The organism is Olsenella sp. AGMB03486 (genome assembly GCF_040884255.1).
GTDB classification, from domain to species: domain Bacteria; phylum Actinomycetota; class Coriobacteriia; order Coriobacteriales; family Atopobiaceae; genus Olsenella_L; species Olsenella_L kribbiana.
In genome coordinates this window covers 1-23,526 of sequence record NZ_JBEVTM010000001.1, presented here as the reverse complement: position 1 = coordinate 23,526, position 23,526 = coordinate 1, and the positions used below count along the sequence as shown (strand labels likewise).

At 58.0% G+C, this 23,526-nt stretch carries 20 protein-coding genes; 10 read left to right on the top strand and 10 right to left on the bottom strand.

What is annotated here, in order from left to right; genetic code table 11:
* Positions 1–762: 762 nt before the first annotated feature.
* On the top strand, positions 763–1,839 hold the full coding sequence (locus ABVS03_RS00100) for a 6-phosphofructokinase (RefSeq protein ID WP_330970873.1): 1,077 nt from the start codon (positions 763–765) through the stop codon (positions 1,837–1,839).
* 63 nt (positions 1,840–1,902) lie between these two features.
* On the opposite strand, the gene ABVS03_RS00095 is transcribed toward ABVS03_RS00100, so the two are convergent.
* The 4 genes from ABVS03_RS00095 to ABVS03_RS00080 are packed head-to-tail and all read right to left on the bottom strand — an operon-like array spanning position 1,903 to position 5,826.
* A complete protein-coding gene (locus tag ABVS03_RS00095; RefSeq protein WP_368017516.1) occupies positions 1,903–2,844 on the bottom strand; it encodes an exonuclease domain-containing protein in 942 nt (313 codons plus the stop codon).
* A 35-nt stretch (positions 2,845–2,879) separates the two neighbouring features.
* Positions 2,880–4,196, bottom strand: a complete 1,317-nt coding sequence (locus tag ABVS03_RS00090) for a M18 family aminopeptidase (protein ID WP_330970871.1) — start codon at positions 4,194–4,196, stop codon at positions 2,880–2,882.
* 18 nt (positions 4,197–4,214) lie between these two features.
* Complete coding sequence (locus tag ABVS03_RS00085) at positions 4,215–5,207, bottom strand: anion permease (protein WP_368017515.1); 993 nt, start codon at positions 5,205–5,207, stop codon at positions 4,215–4,217.
* Positions 5,200–5,826, bottom strand: coding sequence for a DUF47 domain-containing protein (locus tag ABVS03_RS00080; protein ID WP_368017514.1), 627 nt, complete (start codon positions 5,824–5,826; stop codon positions 5,200–5,202). The genes ABVS03_RS00085 and ABVS03_RS00080 overlap by 8 nt, the downstream gene beginning before the upstream one ends.
* A 338-nt stretch (positions 5,827–6,164) precedes the next feature.
* On the opposite strand from ABVS03_RS00080, the gene ABVS03_RS00075 reads away from it, so the two are divergent.
* A complete protein-coding gene (locus ABVS03_RS00075; RefSeq protein WP_330970868.1) occupies positions 6,165–7,133 on the top strand; it encodes a 3'-5' exonuclease in 969 nt (322 codons plus the stop codon).
* Between the two features lie 111 nt (positions 7,134–7,244).
* Here ABVS03_RS00075 and ABVS03_RS00070 read toward each other — a convergent pair whose 3' ends face one another.
* Complete coding sequence (locus tag ABVS03_RS00070; protein WP_330970867.1) at positions 7,245–7,484, bottom strand: hypothetical protein; 240 nt, start codon at positions 7,482–7,484, stop codon at positions 7,245–7,247.
* Positions 7,485–7,906: 422 nt separating this feature from the next.
* Here ABVS03_RS00070 and ABVS03_RS00065 point away from each other — a divergent pair, with 422 nt between their 5' ends.
* Both ABVS03_RS00065 and ABVS03_RS00060 read left to right on the top strand, forming a co-directional pair.
* Positions 7,907–8,593, top strand: a complete 687-nt coding sequence (locus ABVS03_RS00065; protein WP_368017513.1) for an aldo/keto reductase — start codon at positions 7,907–7,909, stop codon at positions 8,591–8,593.
* Positions 8,542–8,739, top strand: a complete 198-nt coding sequence (locus ABVS03_RS00060; RefSeq protein ID WP_368017512.1) for a hypothetical protein — start codon at positions 8,542–8,544, stop codon at positions 8,737–8,739. Before ABVS03_RS00065 ends, ABVS03_RS00060 begins: the two co-directional genes overlap by 52 nt.
* Before the next feature lie 141 nt (positions 8,740–8,880).
* Here ABVS03_RS00060 and htpG read toward each other — a convergent pair whose 3' ends face one another.
* The gene (htpG, locus tag ABVS03_RS00055; protein WP_368017511.1) at positions 8,881–10,854 is read right to left on the bottom strand and encodes a molecular chaperone HtpG; all 1,974 of its coding nucleotides are present in this window, start codon (positions 10,852–10,854) and stop codon (positions 8,881–8,883) included.
* Between the two features lie 312 nt (positions 10,855–11,166).
* Between htpG and ABVS03_RS00050 the strand changes: the two genes are divergently transcribed.
* Entirely contained in the window at positions 11,167–11,454 is a 288-nt protein-coding gene (locus ABVS03_RS00050; protein ID WP_368017510.1) for a type II toxin-antitoxin system RelB/DinJ family antitoxin, read from the top strand.
* Positions 11,455–11,708: 254 nt separating this feature from the next.
* A complete protein-coding gene (locus ABVS03_RS00045; RefSeq protein WP_330972915.1) occupies positions 11,709–11,957 on the top strand; it encodes an NADH-ubiquinone oxidoreductase-F iron-sulfur binding region domain-containing protein in 249 nt (82 codons plus the stop codon).
* 81 nt (positions 11,958–12,038) lie between these two features.
* On the opposite strand, the gene ABVS03_RS00040 is transcribed toward ABVS03_RS00045, so the two are convergent.
* Both ABVS03_RS00040 and ABVS03_RS00035 read right to left on the bottom strand, forming a co-directional pair.
* Positions 12,039–12,743, bottom strand: coding sequence for a 2-phosphosulfolactate phosphatase (locus ABVS03_RS00040; protein WP_330972916.1), 705 nt, complete (start codon positions 12,741–12,743; stop codon positions 12,039–12,041).
* 36 nt (positions 12,744–12,779) lie between these two features.
* Positions 12,780–13,865: a DUF389 domain-containing protein gene (locus tag ABVS03_RS00035; protein WP_330972917.1), complete on the bottom strand. Its 1,086-nt coding sequence runs from the start codon at positions 13,863–13,865 to the stop codon at positions 12,780–12,782.
* 219 nt (positions 13,866–14,084) lie between these two features.
* Between ABVS03_RS00035 and ABVS03_RS00030 the strand changes: the two genes are divergently transcribed.
* The 4 genes from ABVS03_RS00030 to ABVS03_RS00015 are packed head-to-tail and all read left to right on the top strand — an operon-like array spanning position 14,085 to position 20,882.
* A complete protein-coding gene (locus tag ABVS03_RS00030; protein ID WP_368017509.1) occupies positions 14,085–16,337 on the top strand; it encodes a TerB N-terminal domain-containing protein in 2,253 nt (750 codons plus the stop codon).
* A complete protein-coding gene (locus ABVS03_RS00025; RefSeq protein ID WP_368017508.1) occupies positions 16,330–17,712 on the top strand; it encodes an ATP-binding protein in 1,383 nt (460 codons plus the stop codon). The genes ABVS03_RS00030 and ABVS03_RS00025 overlap by 8 nt, the downstream gene beginning before the upstream one ends.
* A 3-nt stretch (positions 17,713–17,715) precedes the next feature.
* On the top strand, positions 17,716–20,100 hold the full coding sequence (locus ABVS03_RS00020) for a DEAD/DEAH box helicase (protein ID WP_368017507.1): 2,385 nt from the start codon (positions 17,716–17,718) through the stop codon (positions 20,098–20,100).
* 41 nt (positions 20,101–20,141) lie between these two features.
* Positions 20,142–20,882 (top strand): Crp/Fnr family transcriptional regulator, encoded by a 741-nt coding sequence (locus tag ABVS03_RS00015; RefSeq protein WP_368017506.1) that lies wholly within the window; start codon positions 20,142–20,144, stop codon positions 20,880–20,882.
* Between the two features lie 121 nt (positions 20,883–21,003).
* On the opposite strand, the gene ABVS03_RS00010 is transcribed toward ABVS03_RS00015, so the two are convergent.
* The gene (locus tag ABVS03_RS00010) at positions 21,004–21,828 is read right to left on the bottom strand and encodes a haloacid dehalogenase-like hydrolase (protein ID WP_368017505.1); all 825 of its coding nucleotides are present in this window, start codon (positions 21,826–21,828) and stop codon (positions 21,004–21,006) included.
* A gap of 92 nt (positions 21,829–21,920) precedes the next feature.
* Positions 21,921–23,414 carry an N-acetylglucosamine-specific PTS transporter subunit IIBC gene (gene nagE / locus ABVS03_RS00005; protein ID WP_330972923.1) on the bottom strand — a complete coding sequence of 498 codons (1,494 nt, stop codon included), beginning with the start codon at positions 23,412–23,414 and terminating at the stop codon, positions 21,921–21,923.
* Between the last annotated feature and the right edge of the window lie 112 nt (positions 23,415–23,526).

The window sequence follows — 23,526 nt, the reverse complement described above, 5'->3', positions numbered from 1 at the left end:
TAACTCTCTCTGTGCCGAGCCTGAGCTCGGGCGCACTACATCCTAGCCGCCTTCTATGTCCGGGCCATTTCGGCTGAACGCTGCATCCCGTGAGCGGTTGCCTATTCAGCGTTGCCGGAGCCACAGAACTGTGGAAGCGATGAGAAGGTGAGTTGAGGCCTTCTTGCAAACATCAGCTATCGTTGTCAGATGGCAGATGCGGGTGCAATAGAGATGCACCAGCGATGCCCGAAATCCTTAACGCGGCGCGGGCGGCGCAGGTGTTGATTACTCAGAAGCCCGGTGGCCACCGGGCTTCATTCGTTAAAGTGCGTCTTCCTTATGATGCTTTATGTTCCCTTCTGATCCTGACCACCTCTTCCGCGATCTCGAGAATGGTTTTCAGAATCCCCGCAAAGAACGCGAGGGCTTGCAGGATTTCAAAGATATTGTCCTGAGGCTCCCTCGATCTCTCGAAGCGCCACCCGCATCCGGATATCGCTTGTGCAGGCTGCATTCCACAAGACACGTCTTTCACGTCTCGCTATCCCTGCTGACGCATATCTTTCAGAGTTTATGCAGGACATATGTCGTTTCTGGCACCAGCAAGGGCAGGGCCCAGCTTGCTGCCCCATCTCTGCCGAGCAGAGCTGCACGTTTCGACACATGGCATGACATGCCATCTGGCATATCCAGATATCCGGTTGTCTATGCAAGTCTTTCATTGCGCCTCAAAGACGTACAATTGCGGAAGCTGAAGCTTCCGGCACAAAGGAGAGGAACATGCTTCGAATCGGCCTTCTTACGAGCGGCGGCGATTGCCAGGCCCTCAACGCCACGATGCGCGGCATCGTGAAGACGGTTCTCCACAACTCGAAGGAGAACGTCGAAATCTACGGCTTTGAGGACGGCTATCAGGGCCTCATCTATGGGCGCTATCGCCAGATGAAGTGGAAGGACTTCTCCGGCGTGCTGACCCAGGGCGGCACGATCCTGGGCACGAGCCGCACCCCCTTCAAGATGCTCGACGTTCCGGAAGCAGACGGAGTCCAGAAGGTCCCTGCCATGAAGAAGACGTACAAGAGCCTCAAGCTTGACTGTCTCTTCATGCTTGGCGGCAACGGCTCCACGAAGACCGCAAACCGCCTCTCCCAGGAAGGCCTGAACGTTATCGCCCTTCCCAAGACCATCGACAACGATACCTGGGGAACCGACATCACGTTCGGCTTCACCTCTGCCATCGATGTGGCCACCCGCTACCTCGACGAGATCAAGACCACGGCATCTTCCCACAATCGCGTCTTCGTCGTCGAGATCATGGGCCACAAGGTCGGCTGGATCCCTCTCTATGCAGGCATTGCCGGCGGCGCTGACGTGATTCTTCTTCCTGAGATCCCCTACGATATCAAGAACGTCGTCCGCGCCATCGAGTCCCGCGAGCAGTCCGGCGGCCGCTATGCCCTCGTCGCCTGCGCAGAAGGCGCCATCTCCAAGAAGCAGGCAGCAATGCCCAAGAAGGAGTACAAGAAGCTCGTGGCCCAGCGCCGCTACTCCGTTGCCTATGAGATTGCAGACGAGATTGCACAGCTCACGTCCCGCGAGGTCCGTGTCGGCATTCCTGGCCACACGCAGCGTGGCGGCACCCCTGATGCCCAGGACCGCATCTTTGCGACCCAGTGCGGCGTCGAGGCAGCCCGTGCCCTCTTCGATCATGACTATGGCTGCATGATTGCCAAGGTCAACAACAAGATGGTGCGTGTCCCGCTTGCTGATGTCGCAGGCAAGCTCAAGTACGTCGACCCGAAGTCGGACCTGGTCCAGGAGGCAAAGCTTCTGGGCATCAGCTTCGGCGACGAGTAAGGCCGAAAGCGCCAATTGCAGCCCTTCCGGAAAGAGCCTGGAGCGCAAGCTTCAGGCTCTTTTTCATGAGGAATGGGCAATGCGCGCGAGACGTACCAGCTCATCCAGCCATTCCTCTTCATCCATGAGGACAAGCTGCGCGTGGGGCCTGCCCCGTGATTCGCCGAGGCGTACCTGGCAGGAAAGCATCCCATCCTCCGCCTCCTCCTCTCCGAAGAAGGTACGCACCTTCCAGAAGGAAGCGGCGGGAACAAGGCCGACAGGCACCCCGTCCACACAGCAGGCAAGATTCTGTTTTCCTGCGCATGCACCTTCGATCCAGCAGAGCTCGGCAGCATAGGTGCCTGGCCCCTGCTTCTCCAGCAGGGATGCCGCCGCCTCGACAGCCGCCCTCCTCTGCCCCAGCGCCATCTGAAGGCGTCCGGAGCGCTCCTGGGCAGCAATCCTCAGGTAGCTGCCGTCTGCCAGAAGATGCCTGAAGCAGAAGGCCGTAGCCCTCGCATCATCTTCTGCATCATGCGGATGGAACGTATATCCATAGGTTGCTGCACACTCGGAGAGCCTCACCCACCGCTTGCTGCCCCATTTCCTCGAGGGCTTTCCATGCACGCGGGCAAACTCCTTCATCACATCGAAGGTATTGCGGGGCCAGGAAGAGAGGGCTCCCACACGGCGAAGCGTCGAGAGGTCATAGCTGACGTTGTAGCCAGAGACGAGGCCAGCTGACCCAAGCGTCTCTGCCAAGGAGGGTGCCAGCTCCTCTATCGTGGGAGCGTCTCTGACATCTGCATACGTGATGTGGTTCACCTCTGCAGCGCCAGGCCACTTCGTATGGTGCTGAGGCCTCACGTAGCTTGAGAGCAGGGTCTCGCCGTACCCATCCACGACAGCGATCTCGAGGATCTCATCGCCGTCAGAAAAGCCTGTCGTCTCCGTATCGAAGATGGCGACTCTGCTCAAGGGACAGCCGAAGAGCGCATCCGAGAGGTCTTCGAACTCATGCATCAGGTGCGCTCCTCATCTCTGGCTGCCCATACATGCTAGAAGCGGAAGCTCTCCGCTCCCTCAATCTCGAGATTTGCCTCGAAGAAGGCCTTCATGGCCGCAATGCCCAGAGCGGTATCCTCGATGCCTGTCGTCTCATAGGCAGAGTGCATCGCAAGCTGCGGCATGCCCACATCCACCGCATGGAGCGAGACCTGGGTGTTGGAGAGATTGCCCAGCGTCGAGCCTCCACGCATATCGGAGCGATTCGCGAACGTCTGATACGGAATCTTCGCCTCGTCGAGTATCGCAGAGAGCGCAGAGCGGCTGAAGGCATCAGAGGTATAGAGCTGGTTTGCCGCCTCCTTGATAACAATGCCGTGATTGAGCTGGCAGCGGTTGACCTCATCCGACTTCTCAGGATGGTTCGGATGCACGGCGTGCGCATTGTCGGCACTCACAAGGAAGGACTTTGCATATGCCTCATGGAGCTCCTCTGCGCTCCAGCCCAGGCCGGAAGCGACACGGGAGAGCGTATCCCTCAGAAGTGTCGACATCGCGCCCTGCTTCGTGTTCGAGCCCACTTCCTCGTTGTCGAAGCAGGCAAGAACGCTCACATCGTGCGGGTTCTCGGAGGAGAGGAAGGCTTCGAGCCCGGCGTAGACGCTCTGGAGATCGTCCAGGTGTCCTGCACTCACGAACTCATCTGCCGCTCCCCAGATGGTAGGCTTCTCCCGGTTCACGAGATAGAGGTCGCGCCCGAGGATATCCTCTGCCTTGCAGCCCAGCTCTTCTGCCAGAAGGTCGTCCAGAGAGCCCTGCTTCAGCTTTCCAGCCGACCAGAGCGGCAGGAGATCTATCTGCCTGTTCGGGCCGAAAGACTTGTTCACGTCGCGGTCCATATGTACCGCCAGGGACGGGATCAGGAGAAGGTCGCGATCGAAGTGGACAAGATGCTCCTTCGCTCCCCTGCCCTCGCGCACATAGACCCTGCCTGCCAGCGTGAGCGGACGATCGAACCATGTGTAGTCGATCATGCCGCCGTAGGCTTCCACATCAAGACGAAGGTAGGACTCGGGGCCTGAGAGCTCAGGAACATTCTTGAGCTTGAAGGTCGGGGAATCATTGTGCGCCGCGACGAGCTGGAAATGGGGCGCATCGAGCGTCTCCCCTGCCTTCCAGGCAATGAGGCTCGAGTCGTTCCTGACGGTGTAGTACTTTCCGCCCTTTGCCTGTGTCCAGGACGTGCCCTCAGGAAGATAGGCAAAGCCTGCTTTGTCGAGACGGGCGCGCAGCGCCTTGACCGTGAAGAATGCACAGGGGCTCTCGCAGATGAACTGCAGGAGCCCCTGGGATGCCGTACGTGAATCCAAGATCGTGCTCTCCTTCCGCTAGACCAGAAGGCCGATAAGCCAGCAGGCTGCACCTCCCAGAAGCATCGTGACGGGAAGGGTGACAAACCAGGCCTGGATGATATCGGCCGCAACACCCCAGTTTACCTTCCTGAGGCCCTTGGCGGAACCGGCGCCCATGATCGACGTCGTTATGACCTGAGTCGTGGAGACGGGTGCGCCGATCGCTGTCATGATCTGGATTGCGATGGCAGAGGAGGTCTCGGAGACAAAGCCCATGACGGGCTCGAGCTTCGTGACGCCGCCGCCGACCGTCTTCATGATGCGCTGGCCGCCGACCGAGGTGCCCAGAGCCATCGTCGCAGCGCAGAAGATCTTGACCCAGAGGGGAACACCAGAGCCAGGAGCGATGAGGCCCTCGGAAATCAGCGCAATCGTGATGATGCCCATCGTCTTCTGGGCATCATTCGAGCCATGGCTGAATGCCATGAACATGGAAGAGCAGATCTGCAGGCGGTGGAAGAGCAGGTTCGCACGGTGCGGCACCCAGTTCGCGAAGAGCTCGAACACAAGCTTCATAAGGAAGAAGCCCAGGCAGAGGCCTATCAGAGGAGAGGTGATGAGGGGAATGACGACCTTGTCGAGGACGCCCGTCCAGATGATGTCCTGAAGACCTCCGGTCGCGACGATCGTGGCACCAATCAGAGAGCCGATCAGGGCATGGGAAGAGCTCGAGGGAACGGACTTCCACCAGGTGAAGAGGTCCCAGATGATGGCACCGACAAGCGCGGCCAGAATCACATAGAGCTCCGGCGTGATGCTCACGAGGCCTTCTGCGATGGTCAGGGCGACGCCCTCGTGCGTGAGGGCACCAATGAAGTTCATGCCAGCCGACATGAGAATCGCGACGCGAGGCGGAAGGGCTCTTGTATAGACCGTCGTCGCAATGGCATTGGCTGAATCGTGGAAGCCGTTGATGAGCTCGAATACAAAGGCTGCCACAAGCACGCCCACAAGCAGCCCGCTAAGCATTCTTCAGCACCACATTGCCGACGAGGGCTGCCACGGTCTTGCAGGAGTCGAGGATCTCTTCCTGCTTGTTGTAGATCGTGTTCCACTTGAGAAGATGGGTTGGCACAGGATCCTTCTCATCGAAAAGGCGTGCGAGCGCATCGTGGAAGACAGCATCGCCCTCATCCTCGATCTTGTGGATCTTCCCTGCCTCCTCCATCACCACAGGGTCGCGGCGGAAGTCATGGAAGTGCTGGAAGAGCGTATCCATGCAGTGGCAGGCTTCATTGGCAAGACGTGCCATCTCCGTCGCCTCAGGAGGATTCGTGTTCACGTGGAAGAGCTCGTAGCGCCTCGAGACATTCTCCATCCCATCCACCACATCATCCATCTTGAGGATCAGAGACGAGATGTCCTCGCGGTCGAAGGGCGTGATGAACGACTCGCTCAGATGCTCGAAGATGCGCGAAAGCATCTTGTCGCAGTCGGTCTCATACTGCTTCATCTCTTCGAGACGGTCCATGTGCTCTGGATAGGTCGAGATGATATCGAAGTAGCAGTCAGATGCTGACAGGATCTTGGCTGAAAGCTCCTGGAACATCTCATAGAACTGGTCTTCCTTCTTGCTGACTCGGGACATGGGGCTCCAACCTACACAGAGAGTAAAGACAATGTTAAGTATAGGTAAAGCGCACGTTAGGCCCCACCAGATTGGCCGTTTGTGGAGAAATGTACGCCTTCTGCGAGATATCCGACAGCTTTCGCGGAATATGTGTATGAAATCGGGCCGAAGCGCTTCCATCCATCTTCGCGCATGCGGCATCCGGTGCACACAGAAACGGTGCATCGCATCCGAGATGACGCATCCCTGAAGCCCAGCATATCCTGCATGCCCCAAGCCTCTGCCGCACTGTCAGATGGCACAACGTGCTAGGCTAGAGTGAATCAGAAAGCAAGCTATCCGGATGCAGGCACCACATGAATCTCGCACAGGCCATCGAGCATGCAAACTCCATCGTGTTTCCCGGCTTCCTCGTCGGCGACGAGGCAATGACGGAAGAGCGCCACAAGAACGAGGAAGCGCTCGTCCTCCTCATGGACGCCTGGAAGACGGCGCCTCTGGGCCAGGAGCCCTTCGGCTTCGATACCGTGAGGAAGCTCGCCGACAGGAACCGCGAGCTCTGCGACCTCTATGGGACAGAGAGGCTGAGAGACGAGCCGGTAGCGACGCTTGCAAGGAAGCTTCCCGACTCAGACCTTGTGCACGCCGTCGCCGTGATGCAGCACCGCTCCGATGCAGATGTGGCACGCACGGCAGGAAGAGATCTCAGGGATCTGGGCGTTGCCTGGCAGGAGGCTCCGGTCTCAGGCATGATACTGGGCATCGATCTCGAGACGACCGAGCGCGACCCAGCACGCGGCTACATCATCAATGTGGGCTTCGAGTTCATGTATATGTCTCCCAAGGCAAAGCCCACGAACGGCCATGCTGCCTATTTCGGCATCCCCGAGATGTACAAGGAGAAGGGCGTGCCCTTGACCGAGGTGCACCACATCACCTGGAAGGACCTCGACGGCAAGACTCCCTTCCGCGAGGCAAAGGCCGTCCAGGAAGCGCTCATCAAGATCCTCGAGCGCTATCCCTTCATGGCACACAATGCTGCCTTCGAGGATTCCTGGCTGACACTCCACCTCGATGGCTATGCCGAAGGCAGGAAGGCCGGCAGGATCGTGCCGATCGACACGCGCGACATCTGCAGGAGATGCGACCCCGAGGTCAAGAACCTTCCCCGCGAGGCAAGACCTGCTGCCCTTGAGTCCTGGGCAAGGCGTCGCAAGGTCCTGAAGAAGAGCCAGAAGGAGCGCCACTTGGGGCTTGAGGACGTGGACCTCATGTTCAAGACAGTCCAGGCAGAGTTCTCAGAGCGCACGATGTTCGCGTCCTGATTGAAGACCCCATAGATACGAAAGCAGCCCGCAGTGCCTATGCGCATCTGCGGGCTGCAATCTTTATTGGGAAGTGAGAGAGGAAGGGGTTCGAAAGAGGGGTTTCCGAACTTACTCCTGCCAGGCCTTTGCCTCGGCCTCGGAGATCGGACGAATGTCCTCGCCGGCAGCGTACGGGGACTCGGTGCCACCGATGCCGTGGAGGAAGTAGAAGCCAGAGCGGTTCTTGAAGAGGGACTCCTCGTAGCCGGCTGCGTCGCCGAACTCGCCGAAGGTCTTGTGACCGACCTCGGTCGACTTCTCGGTGTCGTAGCTGTGACGCTTGCCCTGGAAGGTCATGGTCTTGCGCATATCAGATGCTCCTTCAAAATGTCAATATATTTTCCGCCAAATGTACTCGACAGCCGTTATATTACGCAACTCGACATGTCGAGCAGCCGGCAACAGCCAATTTGCGCAGGTTATTCACAGGATGTTCATCAACTATCAGAATCTCGAAACATGGATGCCCTATGTACTCGACATCGACTCGTTGCCGCAGACGGCAGAAGTCGACCTCTGCTCGACATGTCGAGCAGAGTGATAGTGAGACTATCATCCCTGTCGAGTACTCCTGTTCGGCAGGGCATTGCCTTTGTTTCATCAGATAGCACACGCATGTGCCTGCCTTGGCATGCTTCCCATGCATGCCCGCTTTCCAGGAACGCAAGGCCGAAAGCAGCCTCCTCTGCGTAGCATCTTTCTTGCAGAACACATCTGAGCAGGGAGACGCAATGGAACGCTATACGCTTTCAGATGAATATGAGATGCCAAAGATTGGCTTGGGGACCTTCCAGATGAAGCCAGAAGAGGCAGAAGCTGCAGCAGCTTCTGCGCTTGCAGCGGGATACAGGCACATCGATACCGCCAACATATGCATGAACGAGCGGGCAGTGGGCCGTGCAATCAAGCGTAGCGGCATCTTCGTGCCCTCCAAGCTCTGGCCAAGTGTCTGCCGCGCAGGAGCAGAAGCGATAGGCGCAACGCTCTCACGCCTGGACACCGACTATCTCGATATGCTGATCCTCCACCAGCCAGCAGGCGACTATGTCAGGGCCTGGAAGGCGATGGAGGATGCCTATGCGCAGGGCAAGATACGCACACTCGGCCTCTCGAATTTCTTCGAGAAACAGATACAGAAGGTCATGGCTTCAGCGCATGTCATGCCTCAGCTCGTGACGGTCGAGTGCCATCCCTGCCATCAGCAGCGCGAGCTCAGAAGCTACCTCAAAGCCCACAGCATCCTCCTCGAAGCCTGGTATCCGCTGGGTCATGGAGACAGGAGGCTTCTGGAGGAGCCTGCATTCGTGCGCTTGGCAAAGAGCTATGGCAAGACGCCTGCCCAGATAGTTCTTCGCTGGCAGTACAGATGGGCACTTCTAGCATCCCTGGCTCGACGAATCCTGCCCATGTTGCCGTGAATGCCGATATATTCGATTTCCCGCTTTCCACCTTCGAGATGGCAGAGATAGCAGCGCTCGATGGAAAGAGGCGCTACTTCCACCAAAACCGGATGAGCCTTCTTGCCTATCGCATGATGCGTCCCGACTTCGACGCTCAGAGATAGCCTCTGGTCTAGCCAGGAAGCCTGCAAAAGAGCATTGGACATGCATTCCCGAAGGCCATGCGAGCACGGATCGGCACGCAAAGAAGATGCCGGCCCCGCATGAGCGGCGCCGGCATCAGACCATGGACTATGAGAGAAGCTCTACTCCATGAGCTTTGTGACCTCGGAGGCAAATTCGACCGGGTCGTCGATAGGCAGGCCCTCGACGAGCAATGCCTGATCGTAGAGGATGTGGCCATAGAGCTTGAGCCTGTCCTTGTCCCCTGCCTTCTCTGCAGCAACAAGCTTGCCGAAGACCGGGTGTGCAGCATTGAGCTCGAGCACGCGCTTGGCCTTGGGGGCAGTTCCTGCCTCAGGACCCTGGGCAATCACACGCTCCATCTCAAGGGACACGGGGCCTTCTGCAGAGACGCGGGCCGGTGCATCCTCAAGACCAGCGGCCACCGTGACATCCTCGACCTTGCCATCAAGTGCTTCCTTCATGGCAGAGAAGAGATCCTTGTTCTCGTCAGCCGTCTTCTTTGCGTCAGCCTTCTCATCCTCTGTCGCGAAGTCCACGTCCTTGCTCGAGACGTTCGTGAACGTGAGGTCGCGGGCATCGGTGCCCTTGTGCTCGGAGTCCCCTGCCACAGCATCCACATGGTAGGTGCGCATGACCTGGAACATGAACTCGTCGACATCCTGCGTGCAGAGAAGGACATCGAAGCCATGGTTGAGTGCAGAGCTCACGACCGGCATCTTCTGGATGCGGTCACGGGACTCGCCTGCGGCGTAGTAGATTCTGTCCTGGCCTTCAGGCATTGCATCGACGTATTCCTTGAGCGTGACGTACTTGTTCTGCTTCACCGACCAGAAGAGCAGGAGGTCTGCAAGCTCATCTGCCTTGGAGCCGTAGGAGTTGTAGATGCCGAACTTGAGGCCACGGCCGAAGTTCTCGAAGAACTTCTCATAGGCTTCGCGGTCGTTGTCGCGCATATCCTGGAGCTCGGACGTGATCTTCTTCTCGACACGACGTGCGATGGCACGGAGCTGTGCGTTCTGCTGGAGCGTCTCACGGGAGATGTTGAGCTTCACATCAGGCGAGTCGACGACACCACGGACGAAGTTGTAGTAGTCCGGAAGCAGGTCTGCGCACTTGTCCTGGATGAGGACATTCGAGCTATAGAGGGCAAGGCCCTTCTGGTAGTCCTTGCTGTAGAGATCGAACGGTGCCTCAGACGGGATGAAGAGCAGCGCGTCATAGGAGATCGTGCCCTCAGCGTGGAAGCTGATCGTGCGGGCCGGCTTTGCCCAGTCATGGAAGGTCGACGTATAGAACTCGTCGTAGTCCTTCTGCTCGACCTCGCCCTTGCGCTTCTTCCAGATCGGCGTCATGGAGTTCAGCGTATCGAGCTCCTGGTACTCTTCGTACTCGGGCTTGTAGTCGTCGCCTGCATCTTCCGGCTTCGGCTTCTGGCGGCTCTTTGTCACCATCATCTGGATCGGGTGGCGCACATAGTTCGAGTACTTCTCGACGAGCTCGCGCAGGCCCCACTCGGAGAGATACTTGTCCGTATCGTCTTCCTCGGTGGAATCCCGCAGATATACGATCACATCGGTGCCGTGGTCGTCAGCGCTCGAGCGCTCACCTTCCTTGGCCTCCTCTACCGTGTAGCCGGAGACGCCGTCAGATTCCCACGCATAGGCAGCATCCGCACCATATGCACGGCTCACGACGCGGACCTTCTTCGCGACCATGAAGGCAGAATAGAAGCCGACGCCGAACTGACCGATGATGTCCATATCGGAGCCCTGGTGCTCAGCGTTCTCCTCCTTGAACTGCTCGGAGCCAGAATGGGCGATTGTGCCGAGGTTCTTGTCGAGCTCTTCCTTGGTCATGCCGATACCGTTATCGGAGACCGTGATGGTGCGGGCATCCTTATCGAAGGAAAGACGGATGGCAAGGGAGCTCTGGTCCACCTTCACATCCGGATTCGTGAGGCTCTCGAAGCTCAGCTTGTCGATAGCATCCGATGCATTCGAGATGAGCTCGCGGAGGAAGATCTCCTTGTTCGTATAGATGGAATTGATCATGAGATCGAGAAGCTTCTTGCTCTCAGTCTTGAACTGTTTCATATGCATCCTCTCACATTGCCTTGCAGGACAGCTATGTCCTGCCCTCTCCATACTTTTATCGATGTACCCGCTGAAAATGCATCTATTCAAGATGAGGCATAAAATCTGATATTGAAGCGCTTAGGTTTTCGCTTTCTGGCTCCCCAAGACGACAATGCGGAGCGGCTTGCTTTCTGCACGACAGTTCTTCATTGCGTGTATGGTTGACACAGCAATCCTTCCGCCCTGCCGCTCCCGGCGAAAGACACGTTCGATAGAGGCCAGCGATGCGTACGATAGATGCATCGTCCAGAGATTGGATTGCGCATGGCCATGACTGTCGATAGCGACGAGGATCTCGAAAGAGAGTTCACGGAGGTGTGCCGCGAGATAGGTCTGTCCCCCTCCGAGACTTTTGCCATCTTTGCACGGGCGGTCATACGCGGACGCAGGATTCCCTTCATGCCTTCAGCTGAAGGCATGAAGGAGCATGCAGTGCATGAACCTGAGCTTTCCATCTCGGGCGGAATCGCCCGGGACATTGCTGACCTGCAGGCAGGGGATGTCATCTCTCGCGAGAAGTCTCGTACGATGCGCGCGGCACGAAGAAGAGATGCGTGAAGTCTTGGAACGTCCATCATGCCCGGCTCGATTGCGAAGCTCAATCCTGCTGGTGTCCGCTGACGCTTCTGAGATATGGACCATGCATTCGCTCCCGAAGAGCCTGAGGAGATGCTGGGACGGCTCAATCTCGTCGAGAGCTCACCTCCTCTCCATCTCTTGCATGGAGAGAGGCATTTCACAAGAAAGAGCGCTGCCTCAAGAGGAATAATTCCTGTAGAACACAACTCAGTTCCAGGAGAGGAGCTGCACATATGAAGAGCGTCCTTATCAAAGACACGACCCGCGAAGAGCGGATAGAGATCATCCGCAAGGGTCTGTCATTCTGTGCCGATGGCAGCTGCGAGAACTGCAGCGGCTGCTCCATGGGTGTGGCATCGATCGACACGATGTATCAGCCCTACATTGACGGCAAGCTCGAACTTGCCGAGGTCAACATGCTGCATGCTGCAAAGCGCTACACGCTGGGCGGCGGCTACAACGTGGATTCGGACAGGAAGTAGGTTCCATACACACAGACATGACGCAGGGCGTCCGGCATCTGCCGGGCGCTCTGCTGCGTTTCCTGCTCTGTCTTTCTGCTCTTACAGCCTGACGGGCGTATTCACGAGCCTGCCTTCTGCATCATGGCCGACAGAAATCGCAAAGTCGAAGCGGTCCACATCGACGCAGTATGCGAAGTCCTTGACAGGGAACTCTGGACGCTTGGGATCGAAGAACTTGGCACCGCAGGTGGTGTCGAAGCCTATCGCTTCCCTCTGGCAGGCAAGGTGTGCCACCTTGGGGTCTTCCCCTTCGAGGAGCGCCTTGATGTAGCGGGCACAGAGCACATCCTCATCAGCCCTTGCCACGCCGGCATTGCCCATTGCGACGATGGAGACTGTCTCAGGGTTCTTCTGCTTGATATAGCGTGCCGTCGCCGCTGCATTCGCAAGCGAGGAGCAGACGACCTCGGTAGCACCTGTGGCATTCACGATGCCCTGTGTGCCAGCAGAGGTCGTGTGGATGCAGGTCTTGCCTGTAAGGTCCACGCCCGCTACCTGGACGGGCGAGTTGCCATACTCGAAGCCTTCGACCTGCGCTCCCCCGCGCTCGCCGAAGCTCACATACTCCGGATGCTCGCGCTTGAGCGCCAGGGCATCCTCGACAGAGCCGATCGGATAGATCTTCTCTGCGCCCTGGTTGAAGAGATAGGGCTCGAGCGTAAAGGCACGGAACACATCGATCACGACAGTGAGGCCTTCTGCCTTCTTAGCACCCTCGACGAGTTCCAGAATCTGTACCTTCATGTTCTGCCCCTTCCTCTGAGTCGTTCCGTGCCTACCCTACGACTCTGAATCGGTGCCGTCGATGAAATTGATGGACTTCACCTGAGGCACATGGATCTCTATGAGGTTCTTGATCTGCTGCCTCTCGCCTGTCGTGAGTGCACGGTCTGCTTCCACTGTGGCTACGACCTGCTGGGACGGCGTATCGCCTCCGGAGACAAACTCGGTGCCGACGTGGTACTCAGTGACGGCAGGGCACGCGGCCTGAAGCTCCTGCGCCGTGAGCTGCGTCTCATAGGTATCCATAGAGCTCACGGTAGCAGCATCGTTGGTAGCTGCAGCCTGCCTCACCATGTCTGCTGTCATGAATATGCACGGCACGGCGAAGAGCGCCGTAGCGATGATGAGGGTACGGCGAATGCGCTTGGCAGAGCGCTCGGAATCGGCACGTGCCGCGGCAGCCGGACAGAGCGGGATGCGCAGGGCCAGAAGAACAATCTCTGCCGCAAAGGCGATGAAGACGACATTGAGCGCGAACTCATAGAAGGCACTCAATGCCTGGACGATGTTTCTGATGGAGAGGTAGTAGCCGACAGCGCAGAGCGGCGGCATCAGGGCTGTTGCGACCGCAACGCCTGCAATGAGTGTCGTCGGCTCCTGGTTGCGGGAGTTTCCCAGGCCTCCCGCAAAGCCGCCGGCAAGGGCGATGAGCACATCCCAGACGGTGGGCGTCGAGTTCGTGAGGAGCTCGTTCGTCTCATAGGAAAGAGGCGTCAGCACGAAGTAGAGGGTCGAGGTCGCAAGGCAGAAGGCAACCTGTATGGCAAGACCCAGGAGTGCGTCTCCGAGCGTGTGCCGGTCGAGCGTTGCCACCGAATAGGAGATGGCCAAAACCGAGCCCATGAGCGGGCAGATCAGCATGGCACCGACAATGGCTTCGGTCGAGTTCGTGTTGAGGCCGATCGAGGCGATGAGCATTGCAACGATGAGGATGCAGAGATGGGGACCATCAAGACGCGAGCCATTCACGAAGCGGCGGCGGATCTCCTCAAAGGAAGCCCTGCCTTCACGCACGTTGAAGAGGCTTGCAAGATGCCGCCTGAGCCTTCCGGTCGTGCTCTTCTCTGCATGCGTTCTTTCCACTGCCCTCACCTCTCGCTTTCGCCGGCTATATACCCGCTGAAAGGAGACAGAAACTCTCTTCTCTCCTTCTCTCGGGATGTGGCCACTTGAAAGCCGGAATTCGGCATATCTAGCGCGCAGGAATCCGTAAAGGTTCTACGTACAGACGTTCTTATGCGTGCAAGCGTGTAGAATGGATTTCGTATAGGAAAATTCGGGTCTGTGCAGGAGGTGCAGCGGATGACAAGGAGACGTTCCAGAGAGGAATGGGACAATATCTTGGACGGTCTTCTGGAAGACATGCGCAGGCAGCTCCGCGGCGAGGCATCCTTTGCCCAGACCGCTGAAGATGAGCCTCTCATCATGCGTGGCTCCGACTTCCTGAATAAGAAGGCAGCAGCTGACGCCTCAAAGCCTGCCGAACCTGCAGCAGTAACGAAGAGCTCCGCTGTTCCCTCAAACCCCATAGACCCCACCCGCAGACGCAGAAGCCAGCTCATCGAAGCATCGAAGAAGGCGGACCTCACCGATTCCGGCACGTTCGAGCGCTTCTTCCCCGAAGCGGCACGCTTCGTGAATGCAGATGAGGAAGCATCAGACGAAGCCATCCCTTCAAGGGAGAACCTAAAGCCTGCCCAGAGGACCGCTCCAGCCCACACATCGCCGAGCACGGCATATGACACGGGGGCAATCGACTTCGCGTCTGACGGATTTGCAGACGATACCGATACGTTCGGCTATGGCGCAGAAGCTGACGACTTCGATGACAATCTCGAGAGCCCGGACTGGTTCAGCGCAGAGACGATGGCATCAGGGTCGGCCAATAGCGGCTACAGCAGCTATGGAGCAACGTATCGCAGCAGCTACTATGACAGCTATGGCGGATACAAGCCACAGGAAAGGCGCCCCGCACCGCTCACAGAGACGCTCAGGGATCTCCGTGCCCTCGAGAAGAAGGCAGGCAGGAACCAGGACAGCCCTGAGGTCTTCGAGAAGCAGATCATGCTTGCGAAGGACTATACGGAGGAGCGCGCCTTCCCTGACCATAGCTGGCGGCAGATCTACCGTCCGACCTATAGCTCCCTCAACAATACAGAGCTCCGTGACTACTTCCGCTGGAGGACCCTCTGGCGTGAGGGCATGAGGGAGGCAGCCCCCGGCTGCTGCGCCCTTCTCTATGCCTATGAGCTCATCGTCGGTGCCACGGATATGGGACCGGAAGAGATCCTCTCTGAGCTTGACCAGCTCCTGAAGCTCTTCAGCGACAAAGAGATCTGGAACATGACAAGAGACGCGCTGAGGTCTCTGAGGCATGACTATGCAATATTCTCTGGCATCGACCCCAAGTCCTACTTCTCGGATGATGCGCTTGCCTTCTTCAGCCATGTGGCCACCCTCCGCAGGGCACAGAATGCGGTCTATGAGAAGGAGGGGCGAGAGGCTCCCAACCTGGAATATGGCATAGAGCCGCCCTCTGACGCAGAGCTCCTCGAGGCCTTTGCCGGCATCTCGACCTTCGACCCCACCCGCTCCCCGTTCTTCCGCAAGAACCAGGAACGTGCAGCAGCCGTGACAAGAAGACTCTTCGATGCGTATGTGCTCCACTGCGCAAAGAGGAGGAAGCAGAACCTCATCGATGGCACGGTAGGCATCCCCTACCGCTCGATCGTGCTCCCCTTCTACCACGCACCCATAAGGCAGGATCTTGGTGCCGAGGGAAGGCGCTTCGATGCAGCACCCGGAACCTATCTTGTCTATGAGCGGGGCACCTGGGTCGTGCATGAGCCATGCAGCTACCCGGACAAGAGCCGCGAGCTTGCCCGCATCTTCCGCGAGCTTGACCGAGAGATGCGCCTTGCCTGGGACTTTGGCCATGCCCTGAAGCCGCAGAACCTCCCGAAGTACATGCTGCGCATGATCGATGATGCGATAGCAGCCCAGAAGGAAGAAGAGGAGGCAGCTGCCAAGGCAAAGGAAGCGGCAGAGAAGAGGCGCTTCAAGGTCGACCTCTCGAAGCTCTCCTCCATCAGGAGCGCTGCGCACGTAACGCAGGAAGCGCTCCTCGTCGACGAAGAGCGCGAAGGCTATGTCGCAGTCCCCGTCACGGCGCCTGCTGTCGCACCGGTGCCTGCAGAGGCTCCCGCTCCTGCTGCTCCGACAGCTGCACCAGCCCCTGCCCCAGCTCCCGCTGCAGAAACGCCAACTGTACTGCAGGAAGGCACAAAGGGTGCTGCACCTGCCAGGCAGGCAGAAGCAGCGCATCCCTTCGGGCTCACGGATACCGAGTACGACCTTGCCCTGGCACTGCTGGATGGCAGGGACTACACAGCTATCGTGTCCGCTACGCCCGCTACCTTGGACATGCTCATCGACAGCATGAACGAGAAGCTCTTCGACCTCGAGGGCGATGTATGCTTCGAGTTCTCAGATGACGGACCCGTACCGATAGAAGACTACGCAGAAGATCTCAGAAAGGCTCTTGTGCATGAGTGACCAGAACCAGACAGCCCCGCGCGTGCCGAAGCGCATTGCCGCTGTCATCATCAATTCCCTCAAAGGCGGCGTCGTCCCGCGTGTCGGCCTCCCCTATATCACGGTCGGCCGCGAACGTGAGATTGCCGCATTGCTCCATGACCTGGAGCTCGTGAAGGAGGGAGGCGCCTCCTTCCGTTTCCTCGTGGGCCGCTATGGCTCGGGCAAGAGCTTCCTCTTGCAGACCATCAGGAACCATGCAATGGGCAACAACTTCGTCGTCTGCGATGCCGACCTCTCCCCTGAGCGCCGCTTCCAGGGAACGGGCGGTCAGGGCCTTGCTACCTATAGAGAGCTCATCCGCAACCTCTCGACGAAGACAAGGCCTGATGGCGGAGCGCTGAACCTCGTGCTCGACCGCTGGGTCTCGAACATCCAGACACAGGTCACGATGGAAGACGGGCTGGCGCCAGATGCTCCTGGCTTCGAGGCTGCCATGGAGAAGCGGATCATGGCGGTCATGGGCCAGATCCAGGAGCTCGTGCATGGCTATGACTTTGCACGCCTTCTCACCATGTATTGGCATGCAAGCATCGAGGGCGACGACGAGAAGAAGGCCCTCGTCACGAAGTGGTTCCGTGGCGAGTACCGCACGAAGACGGAGGCACGCCAGGAGCTCGGCGTCAACATCGTTATCGGCGACGATGACTGGTATGACTACCTCAAGGTCTTTGCCACGTTCTTGAAGGCTGCAGGATATGAGGGCCTCATCATCCTGATTGATGAGCTCGTGAACCTCTACAAGATTCCGAATGCCGTGAGCCGCCAGTACAACTACGAGAAGATCCTCACGATGTACAACGACACGCTCCAGGGCAAGGCCCATTATCTCGGCATCATCATGGGCGGCACACCCCAGACGATCGAGGACAGGAGGCGCGGCCTCTACTCCTACGAGGCATTGCGTTCGAGGCTCACACAGGGACGCTTCGCGCAGGGCGGCCTCTCGGACATGCTGGCCCCGGTCATCCATCTCGAGCCGCTCACCCACGAGGAGCTCCTTGTGCTCGTGGAGAAGCTCGCGGACATCCACGCAGGCCTCTTCGGCTATACGAGGACCATCACACAGGAGAGCCTCGTGCAGTTCCTTGCTGCCGAGTTCGAGCGCGTCGGTGCAGACACCCATCTGACGCCGCGCGAGGTCATCCGCGACTTCATCGAGCTCCTGGATATCCTCTGCCAGAACCCCGGCATGAAGGCAGACGACCTCATCCAGGGCGACTTCCTGAAGGCCCCGGTGGATGCTCCTGTCGGGGCTGCCGCAAAGAAGAAGCACGCTGCCTCTTCTGCAGCACCTGCAGAAGAGCATGACCGCTTCTCGGAATTCGAGATCTAGTCCATGGATGTCTTCTCGCGCTATGCACCCTTCATCCAGGACTACATCTATAGCTCGAACTGGCAGAACCTGAGAGCTGTGCAGGTAGCCGCTGCCAAGGCCATCTTCGACACCGACGAGAATGTGCTCTTGACCGCTTCTACCGCCTCCGGCAAGACCGAGGCAGCCTTCTTCCCGATACTCACGGAGTTCTGGGAAGACCCTCCTGCCTCTGTCGGCTGCATCTACATAGGGCCCTTGAAGGCCTTGATCAACGACCAGTTCCTGCGTCTTGACCCCTTATGTGCTGAAGGCGGCATCCCCGTCTGGCACTGGCACGGCGATGTCTCGCAGTCCCACAAGCAGAAGATGCTGAAGCACCCCTCAGGCATCCTCCAGATCACGCCGGAGTCCTTGGAGGCCATGCTCCTGCATAGGCACTCTGCCATCCCCCATATCTTCGGAGACCTCCGCTATGTGGTGATCGATGAGGTGCACTCGCTTCTCAGGGGCGACCGAGGAGACCAGACGCTCTGCTGCATCGAGCGCATAAGCCGCCTCGCCCATGTGAACCCCAGAAGGATTGGCCTTTCTGCGACGATAGGCGACCCTATCGCGACGGGAAGGTATCTGTCCATGGGGACAGGCAGGGACTGCGTGATCCCGAAGTTCGAAGGCCCCAAGGAGCGTTGGCGCCTTTCCATGGAGCACTTCTACATCTCAGGTCCGCAGGCACCAGAGCGTGGCGAAGACGGCCTCGGCGGTGTCACGAAAGACGAGGATGAGCCTGCCTACGAGATGCCTCAGATCGTGGCAGCGCCTGAGCACATCCCTGCCAAGGAAGACCTGCCGGAAGACGCAGCGCCCGAGCCAGAGCTTCCGGATGCAGAGGCACCCTCAGACAAGGCGCCAGTCTTTGCAGACCCAGGCATCGGCTACATCTTCGAGCACACGAGGAACAGGAAGTGCCTGGTCTTCTGCAACTCGCGCGAGGAGTGCGAGGCCGTGACGACGACGCTTCGCCAGTACTGCGAGGCAGCAGGAGAGCCCGACCGCTTCCTCATCCATCATGGCAACCTCTCAAGCTCATTCAGGGAGTCCGCCGAAGACCTCATGCGTGACGAGGAGACAAAGCTCACGACCTGCACGACTGCAACCTTGGAGCTAGGCATCGATATCGGCCGCCTCGAGCGCGCCTTCCAGATCGATGCACCGTTCACGGTTTCGAGCTTCCTGCAGCGCATGGGCAGGACAGGCAGGCGAGGCGAGCCTTCCGAGATGTGGTTCGTCATGCGCGAGGAGCAGCCAGAAGCCAGAGCCTTGATGCCTGAAACCATCCCCTGGAAGCTCCTTCAGGGCATAGCCTTGGTGCAGCTCTATCTCGAGGAGCGCTGGGTCGAGCCGCCGAGACTTGATGGCCTCCCCTATAGCCTTCTCTATCACCAGACCATGGCGGTGCTCGCAAGCTCGGGCGAGATGGCGCCGCAGGAGCTGGCACGCGAGGTGCTGACCCTGACGCCGTTCCATAGGGTGTCTCTCGAGGACTACCAGGTGCTCCTCAGGCATCTTCTGGATATCGACCAGATAGAGCGCACCGAGGGCGGCGGCCTCATCGTCGGCCTTGCCGGCGAACGGCAGATCAATGACTTCCGCTTCTATGCGGTCTTTGCCACGGATGAGGAGTTCACGGTCAGAAGCGAGTCTCAGGAGCTTGGCACGATCGTGCAGCCGCCTCCTGTCGGCGAGCGCATCGCCATTGCCGGTGCTGTCTGGGTCATCGAGGAGATCGACTACAAGCGCCACCTGATCGAGTGCACGAAGGTCAAGGGCAAGGTCCCTGCCTATTTCGGCATGGTTGCAGGAGACATCAATACGCATATCCTGGAGCGCATGAGAGGCGTCCTTCTGGAGGATACGATCTACCCCTATCTCCAGACGAATGCACGTGCCCGCATCCAGCAGGCCCGCCATGTCGCAGCAAATGCCCATGTGTGCGACGAGCCCTTGATCAACCTCGGCGGCCGCACGTGGGTGCTCTTCCCCTGGCTTGGCACCTATGCCTTCCTCGCGCTTGAGCGGTTCTTGAAGATCAAGTGCGCGGGCCAGCTCGGCCTCAAGGGCCTCGACTCCTCACGTCCCTACTTCATGCAGTTTGTCATGAAATCCTCCCGCGAAGAGTTCTACCAGGTGCTTGCAGAGGAAGCTTCGAAGCCTCTTGATCCCATGGAGCTCCTCTATCCTGGCGAGGTCCCCTACTTCGACAAGTACGACGAGTTCGTGCCTGAAGAGCTCATACGGAAAGGCTTTGCAGAAGGCGTCCTCGATGTAGAAGGCATGCTCGAGCGGGTACGTTCATGGGGAGCAAGATACGCGAAGCTGCCGCATCAAGACCGGCACACGCTATCATAGGAATGGACAGAAGTTAGCTGAAGGTTCTAGTGGAGGCCAGCATGCAGGACGCAGGTACAGACAAGCGCATATCAGGCGGCAGCTGCCCTGTCAAAGGCTGTGCCTACCGCGAGCACCTGAGCACCTGCATGGACAAGATCCGTCTCTTCGCTGGCCTTCCCGCCCCTGCCAAGGAAGAGCTTGCCGAGCGGGCAACGCATGAGGAGTGGCCGAAAGGTACCATCCTCGTGCATGAGGGAGACCCGATCGAGTCGGTCCTCATTGTCCGCAAGGGACGCATCAAGACATTCAGGAGCGACGCCGAGGGCGAAGAGACCGTCTTGGATGTGCTGCATGACGGACAGGCGATATGGCATGGGATGTTCCTGGAAGATCATATCTATCACTACTCGGTAGGATGCCTCACGAAGGTGGAGCTCTGCCGCATCCAGAGGGCGGACTTCGAAGCCCTTCTGGCAGCACATCCTGATGTAGCCATGAGCCTGATACAGATGCTTGGAACCGAGCTCGACGATGCAGAAGAGAAGATCATGATGCTCGGCATCAGGGATCCGAGACGCCGCTTGGCAGAGTATCTTCTGCATCGTGACGAGCGCTGCATCAACAGGGAAATCAACCTCAAGCTCGAGGATATTGCAGCCTCGGTGGGCTTGCGTCCTGAAACCGTATCTCGCATCCTCTCTGCCTTCGAGCGCGAGGAGCTTGTGAAGCGCCTGGGCAGAGGACGTCTCAAGGTCATTGACAGGCCAGGCCTCGAGACGATCGGGCTTGAGCAAGGATAACAACTGAGCGGATGCATACCAATAACATAAGAGACAGCTACAGCGGCCAAGATATGCCACTGCAGCTGTTTCCTTCATGAGGAGAGACATTCCCTCAGAGCGTCTCCCCTCTTTACTCGCTCTATCTCAGGCGCGATCTTGCCATGCTTCTCAAGGTATGCCTGCGTCCACGAATGGCCTCCGAGTAGGCGATGATGTTCTCCGGCACGGCAATGCCGGTATAGCCCGAATCCCCGATGTGGTGGATATCGACGCCTGCCATCTTGCTCATGAGCGCGATGCTCCTGATGGTCTGCACATCGGCGCCTTCCTGGCTTGTCCCTATGGAGGAAAGGGCAAGCCTGCCTCGTGCATGCGCCTCCTGCACAAGCTCCGCCAAGACCTCCTCCGTCATGCCCGGTACCGTGCCAGGTGCAGGCATGAGGATGATGTCAGCACCGGCATCTGCGAAGGCGCGCACCTCATCCGGCGTGAGCACTCCCCTGCCGCTTTCTGCAAGAACACCCGATGCGTGCATCTTTCCTGCGACGAGGATCACATCCTCGCCCACGGCAGCCTTGAGCTCCTTGAGCGCAGCGCAGATGTCCTCGTTCGAGACGCCTATGCCGGGGTTTCCTGTCACGACGATGAGGTCCACGCCCATGTCGCGTGCACGCCTGGCATTCTCTGCCGTCGCCCGTCTGCCTTCTGTCATATGCCAGATGTTGTCTGTTCCGCCGGCCCCTCCTGCAGCAGGCTCCAGATTGATGCCAATGAGCCTGCCTGTGAGCTTCTTCACGAGATGGATGGTGTCTTCCGGTACATGCTCGGGAAGCCCCTCGATTGCTGGATGCAGCACATCGAAGAGGTTGAGCAGCACGATGTCTGCTCCCAGGGCGCTTGCAAGCTCTGCATTAGAGATGTCACCTAAGAGAGGTGTCACAGCTCCAATAGTTTCTGCAGCCATTACTCTGCCTTCACAGCCTGCAAGAGATTGGAGCTTCTCTCCCTTCGTGAATCCTGCGACTTCTGAAGCGCTGCAGTCGATAAGCCTTCGCGTCATTTAAGTAGCCTTTCCATTTCATTCTCAAGCTGCTGGACCTGCATGCCTGCAATGACCTGCACAGCCTGTGGACTTGGCCTCATGACTCCGATGACGCCATCACCCTTTATCTTCTCTTCGGCTACCTTCGAAGGATCCTTGACCTCGATACGGAGACGTGTGATGCAGTTTTCGCAGCTTGCCACATTTTCCTTGCCGCCAAGCCCCTCGAGAATACGAGCTGCTATTGCGGCAAAATTCTCATCGGAGGAAGAAGTATTTGCCTGTGCAGATGCATTGTTCTGCGCTACCACAACTGGCGAATCATCATCTTCGCGGCCAGGTGTCTTGAGATTGAACTTCTTGATAGCAAACGCAAATACAAGATAGAACAGGACCGCTGTCGGGATGCCGATGAGGATGATCATCCAGGTATTCTTAGCACATGGCGTGAATGAGCTCAAGAACAGATCGATTGCGCCAGCAGAGAACGAGAAGCCTGCACGAACGGGTAGCGAGACCGTAATTATTGTCACGATGCCGTATAGGATTGCGTACACGAGATAAAGGCCAGGAGCCGCAAACAGGAAAGCGAATTCGAACGGCTCCGTCACGCCAGTCAGGAAAGCGCAGAGGCCAGCGGACACCAGAAGACCTTTCACAAGATTCTTGCGCTCAGGCTTTGCCTGGCGATACATGGCATACGCCGCTGCAGGGATGCCGAACATCATGCACGGGAAGAAGCCTGTCATATACATGCCTGTCCCGTATGCAGTCTGTGTACCAGACCAGAAATTGGTCAGATCATTGATGCCTGCCACATCGAACCAGAAGACAGAGTTGATGGCATGGTGCAGTCCGAATGGAAGCAGAAGCTTGTTGAGGAATGCATAGATGCCTGCTCCAACCGCACCCAGGCTCACAATGCTTGTGCCAATGAAGACCAGTCCGTTGTAGAGCAGAGGCCAGACAATTGCCAGAATGGCAGAAACCACGAGCGAGACAAGTGCCGTCACGATGGCAACGGCACGACGGCCAGAGAAGAATGCGAGATAATCCGGAAGCCTTAGATTCTTGAATCGGTTGAAGCACATGGCACCAATAATGCCTGCCAAGATACCGATAAACTGCGTCTCGATATGAGAGAAGGCCGGATCGACTGCATCAACTTCAATGCCCAGAAGCGCTGCAATGGTCTTCGGAGCCAGGAGTGTAGTAATAACAAGCCACGCAACAAGTCCTGCCAGCGCAGATGCACCATCGCGCTCGTTCGCCATGCCCACTGCTACGCCAATAGCGAAGAGGATGGCCATGTTGTTGATCAGGGCGCCGCCAGCGTCAATCAGGAACGTGCCAAGCGTCACCATCCACGGCGCTGTTGTATAGACTCCTGTAGCACCCATAGCGCTCGGCGCAAGCAGATAGCCAATACCCATGAGAATTCCTGCAATTGGCAGGCATGCCACTGGCAACATCAGTGATTTACCTAGTCGCTGCAATGTCTTGAGCATATATTCCTCCAAAGACGTGCATGAATATGGCTGCAGCTGCAAGCTGCAGTCTTGTAATAGGTCACTAACAGTCTCTATTACATTGCATCTCCGTGAACGGTTTGATAAACCT

Excerpts from the sequence above, each read along its gene's own strand:
- ABVS03_RS00100 (WP_330970873.1), top strand. The coding sequence starts at position 763 with ATGCTTCGAATCGGCCTTCTTACGAGCGGCGGCGATTGCCAGGCCCTC.
- ABVS03_RS00095 (WP_368017516.1), bottom strand. The coding sequence starts at position 2,844 with ATGCATGAGTTCGAAGACCTCTCGGATGCGCTCTTCGGCTGTCCCTTG.
- ABVS03_RS00085 (WP_368017515.1), bottom strand. The coding sequence starts at position 5,207 with ATGCTTAGCGGGCTGCTTGTGGGCGTGCTTGTGGCAGCCTTTGTATTC.
- ABVS03_RS00080 (WP_368017514.1), bottom strand. The coding sequence starts at position 5,826 with ATGTCCCGAGTCAGCAAGAAGGAAGACCAGTTCTATGAGATGTTCCAG.
- ABVS03_RS00075 (WP_330970868.1), top strand. The coding sequence starts at position 6,165 with ATGAATCTCGCACAGGCCATCGAGCATGCAAACTCCATCGTGTTTCCC.
- ABVS03_RS00070 (WP_330970867.1), bottom strand. The coding sequence starts at position 7,484 with ATGCGCAAGACCATGACCTTCCAGGGCAAGCGTCACAGCTACGACACC.
- ABVS03_RS00065 (WP_368017513.1), top strand. The coding sequence starts at position 7,907 with ATGGAACGCTATACGCTTTCAGATGAATATGAGATGCCAAAGATTGGC.
- ABVS03_RS00060 (WP_368017512.1), top strand. The coding sequence starts at position 8,542 with ATGGGCACTTCTAGCATCCCTGGCTCGACGAATCCTGCCCATGTTGCC.
- htpG (WP_368017511.1), bottom strand. The coding sequence starts at position 10,854 with ATGAAACAGTTCAAGACTGAGAGCAAGAAGCTTCTCGATCTCATGATC.
- ABVS03_RS00050 (WP_368017510.1), top strand. The coding sequence starts at position 11,167 with ATGACTGTCGATAGCGACGAGGATCTCGAAAGAGAGTTCACGGAGGTG.
- ABVS03_RS00045 (WP_330972915.1), top strand. The coding sequence starts at position 11,709 with ATGAAGAGCGTCCTTATCAAAGACACGACCCGCGAAGAGCGGATAGAG.
- ABVS03_RS00040 (WP_330972916.1), bottom strand. The coding sequence starts at position 12,743 with ATGAAGGTACAGATTCTGGAACTCGTCGAGGGTGCTAAGAAGGCAGAA.
- ABVS03_RS00030 (WP_368017509.1), top strand. The coding sequence starts at position 14,085 with ATGACAAGGAGACGTTCCAGAGAGGAATGGGACAATATCTTGGACGGT.
- ABVS03_RS00025 (WP_368017508.1), top strand. The coding sequence starts at position 16,330 with ATGAGTGACCAGAACCAGACAGCCCCGCGCGTGCCGAAGCGCATTGCC.
- ABVS03_RS00020 (WP_368017507.1), top strand. The coding sequence starts at position 17,716 with ATGGATGTCTTCTCGCGCTATGCACCCTTCATCCAGGACTACATCTAT.
- ABVS03_RS00015 (WP_368017506.1), top strand. The coding sequence starts at position 20,142 with ATGCAGGACGCAGGTACAGACAAGCGCATATCAGGCGGCAGCTGCCCT.
- ABVS03_RS00010 (WP_368017505.1), bottom strand. The coding sequence starts at position 21,828 with ATGGCTGCAGAAACTATTGGAGCTGTGACACCTCTCTTAGGTGACATC.
- nagE (WP_330972923.1), bottom strand. The coding sequence starts at position 23,414 with ATGCTCAAGACATTGCAGCGACTAGGTAAATCACTGATGTTGCCAGTG.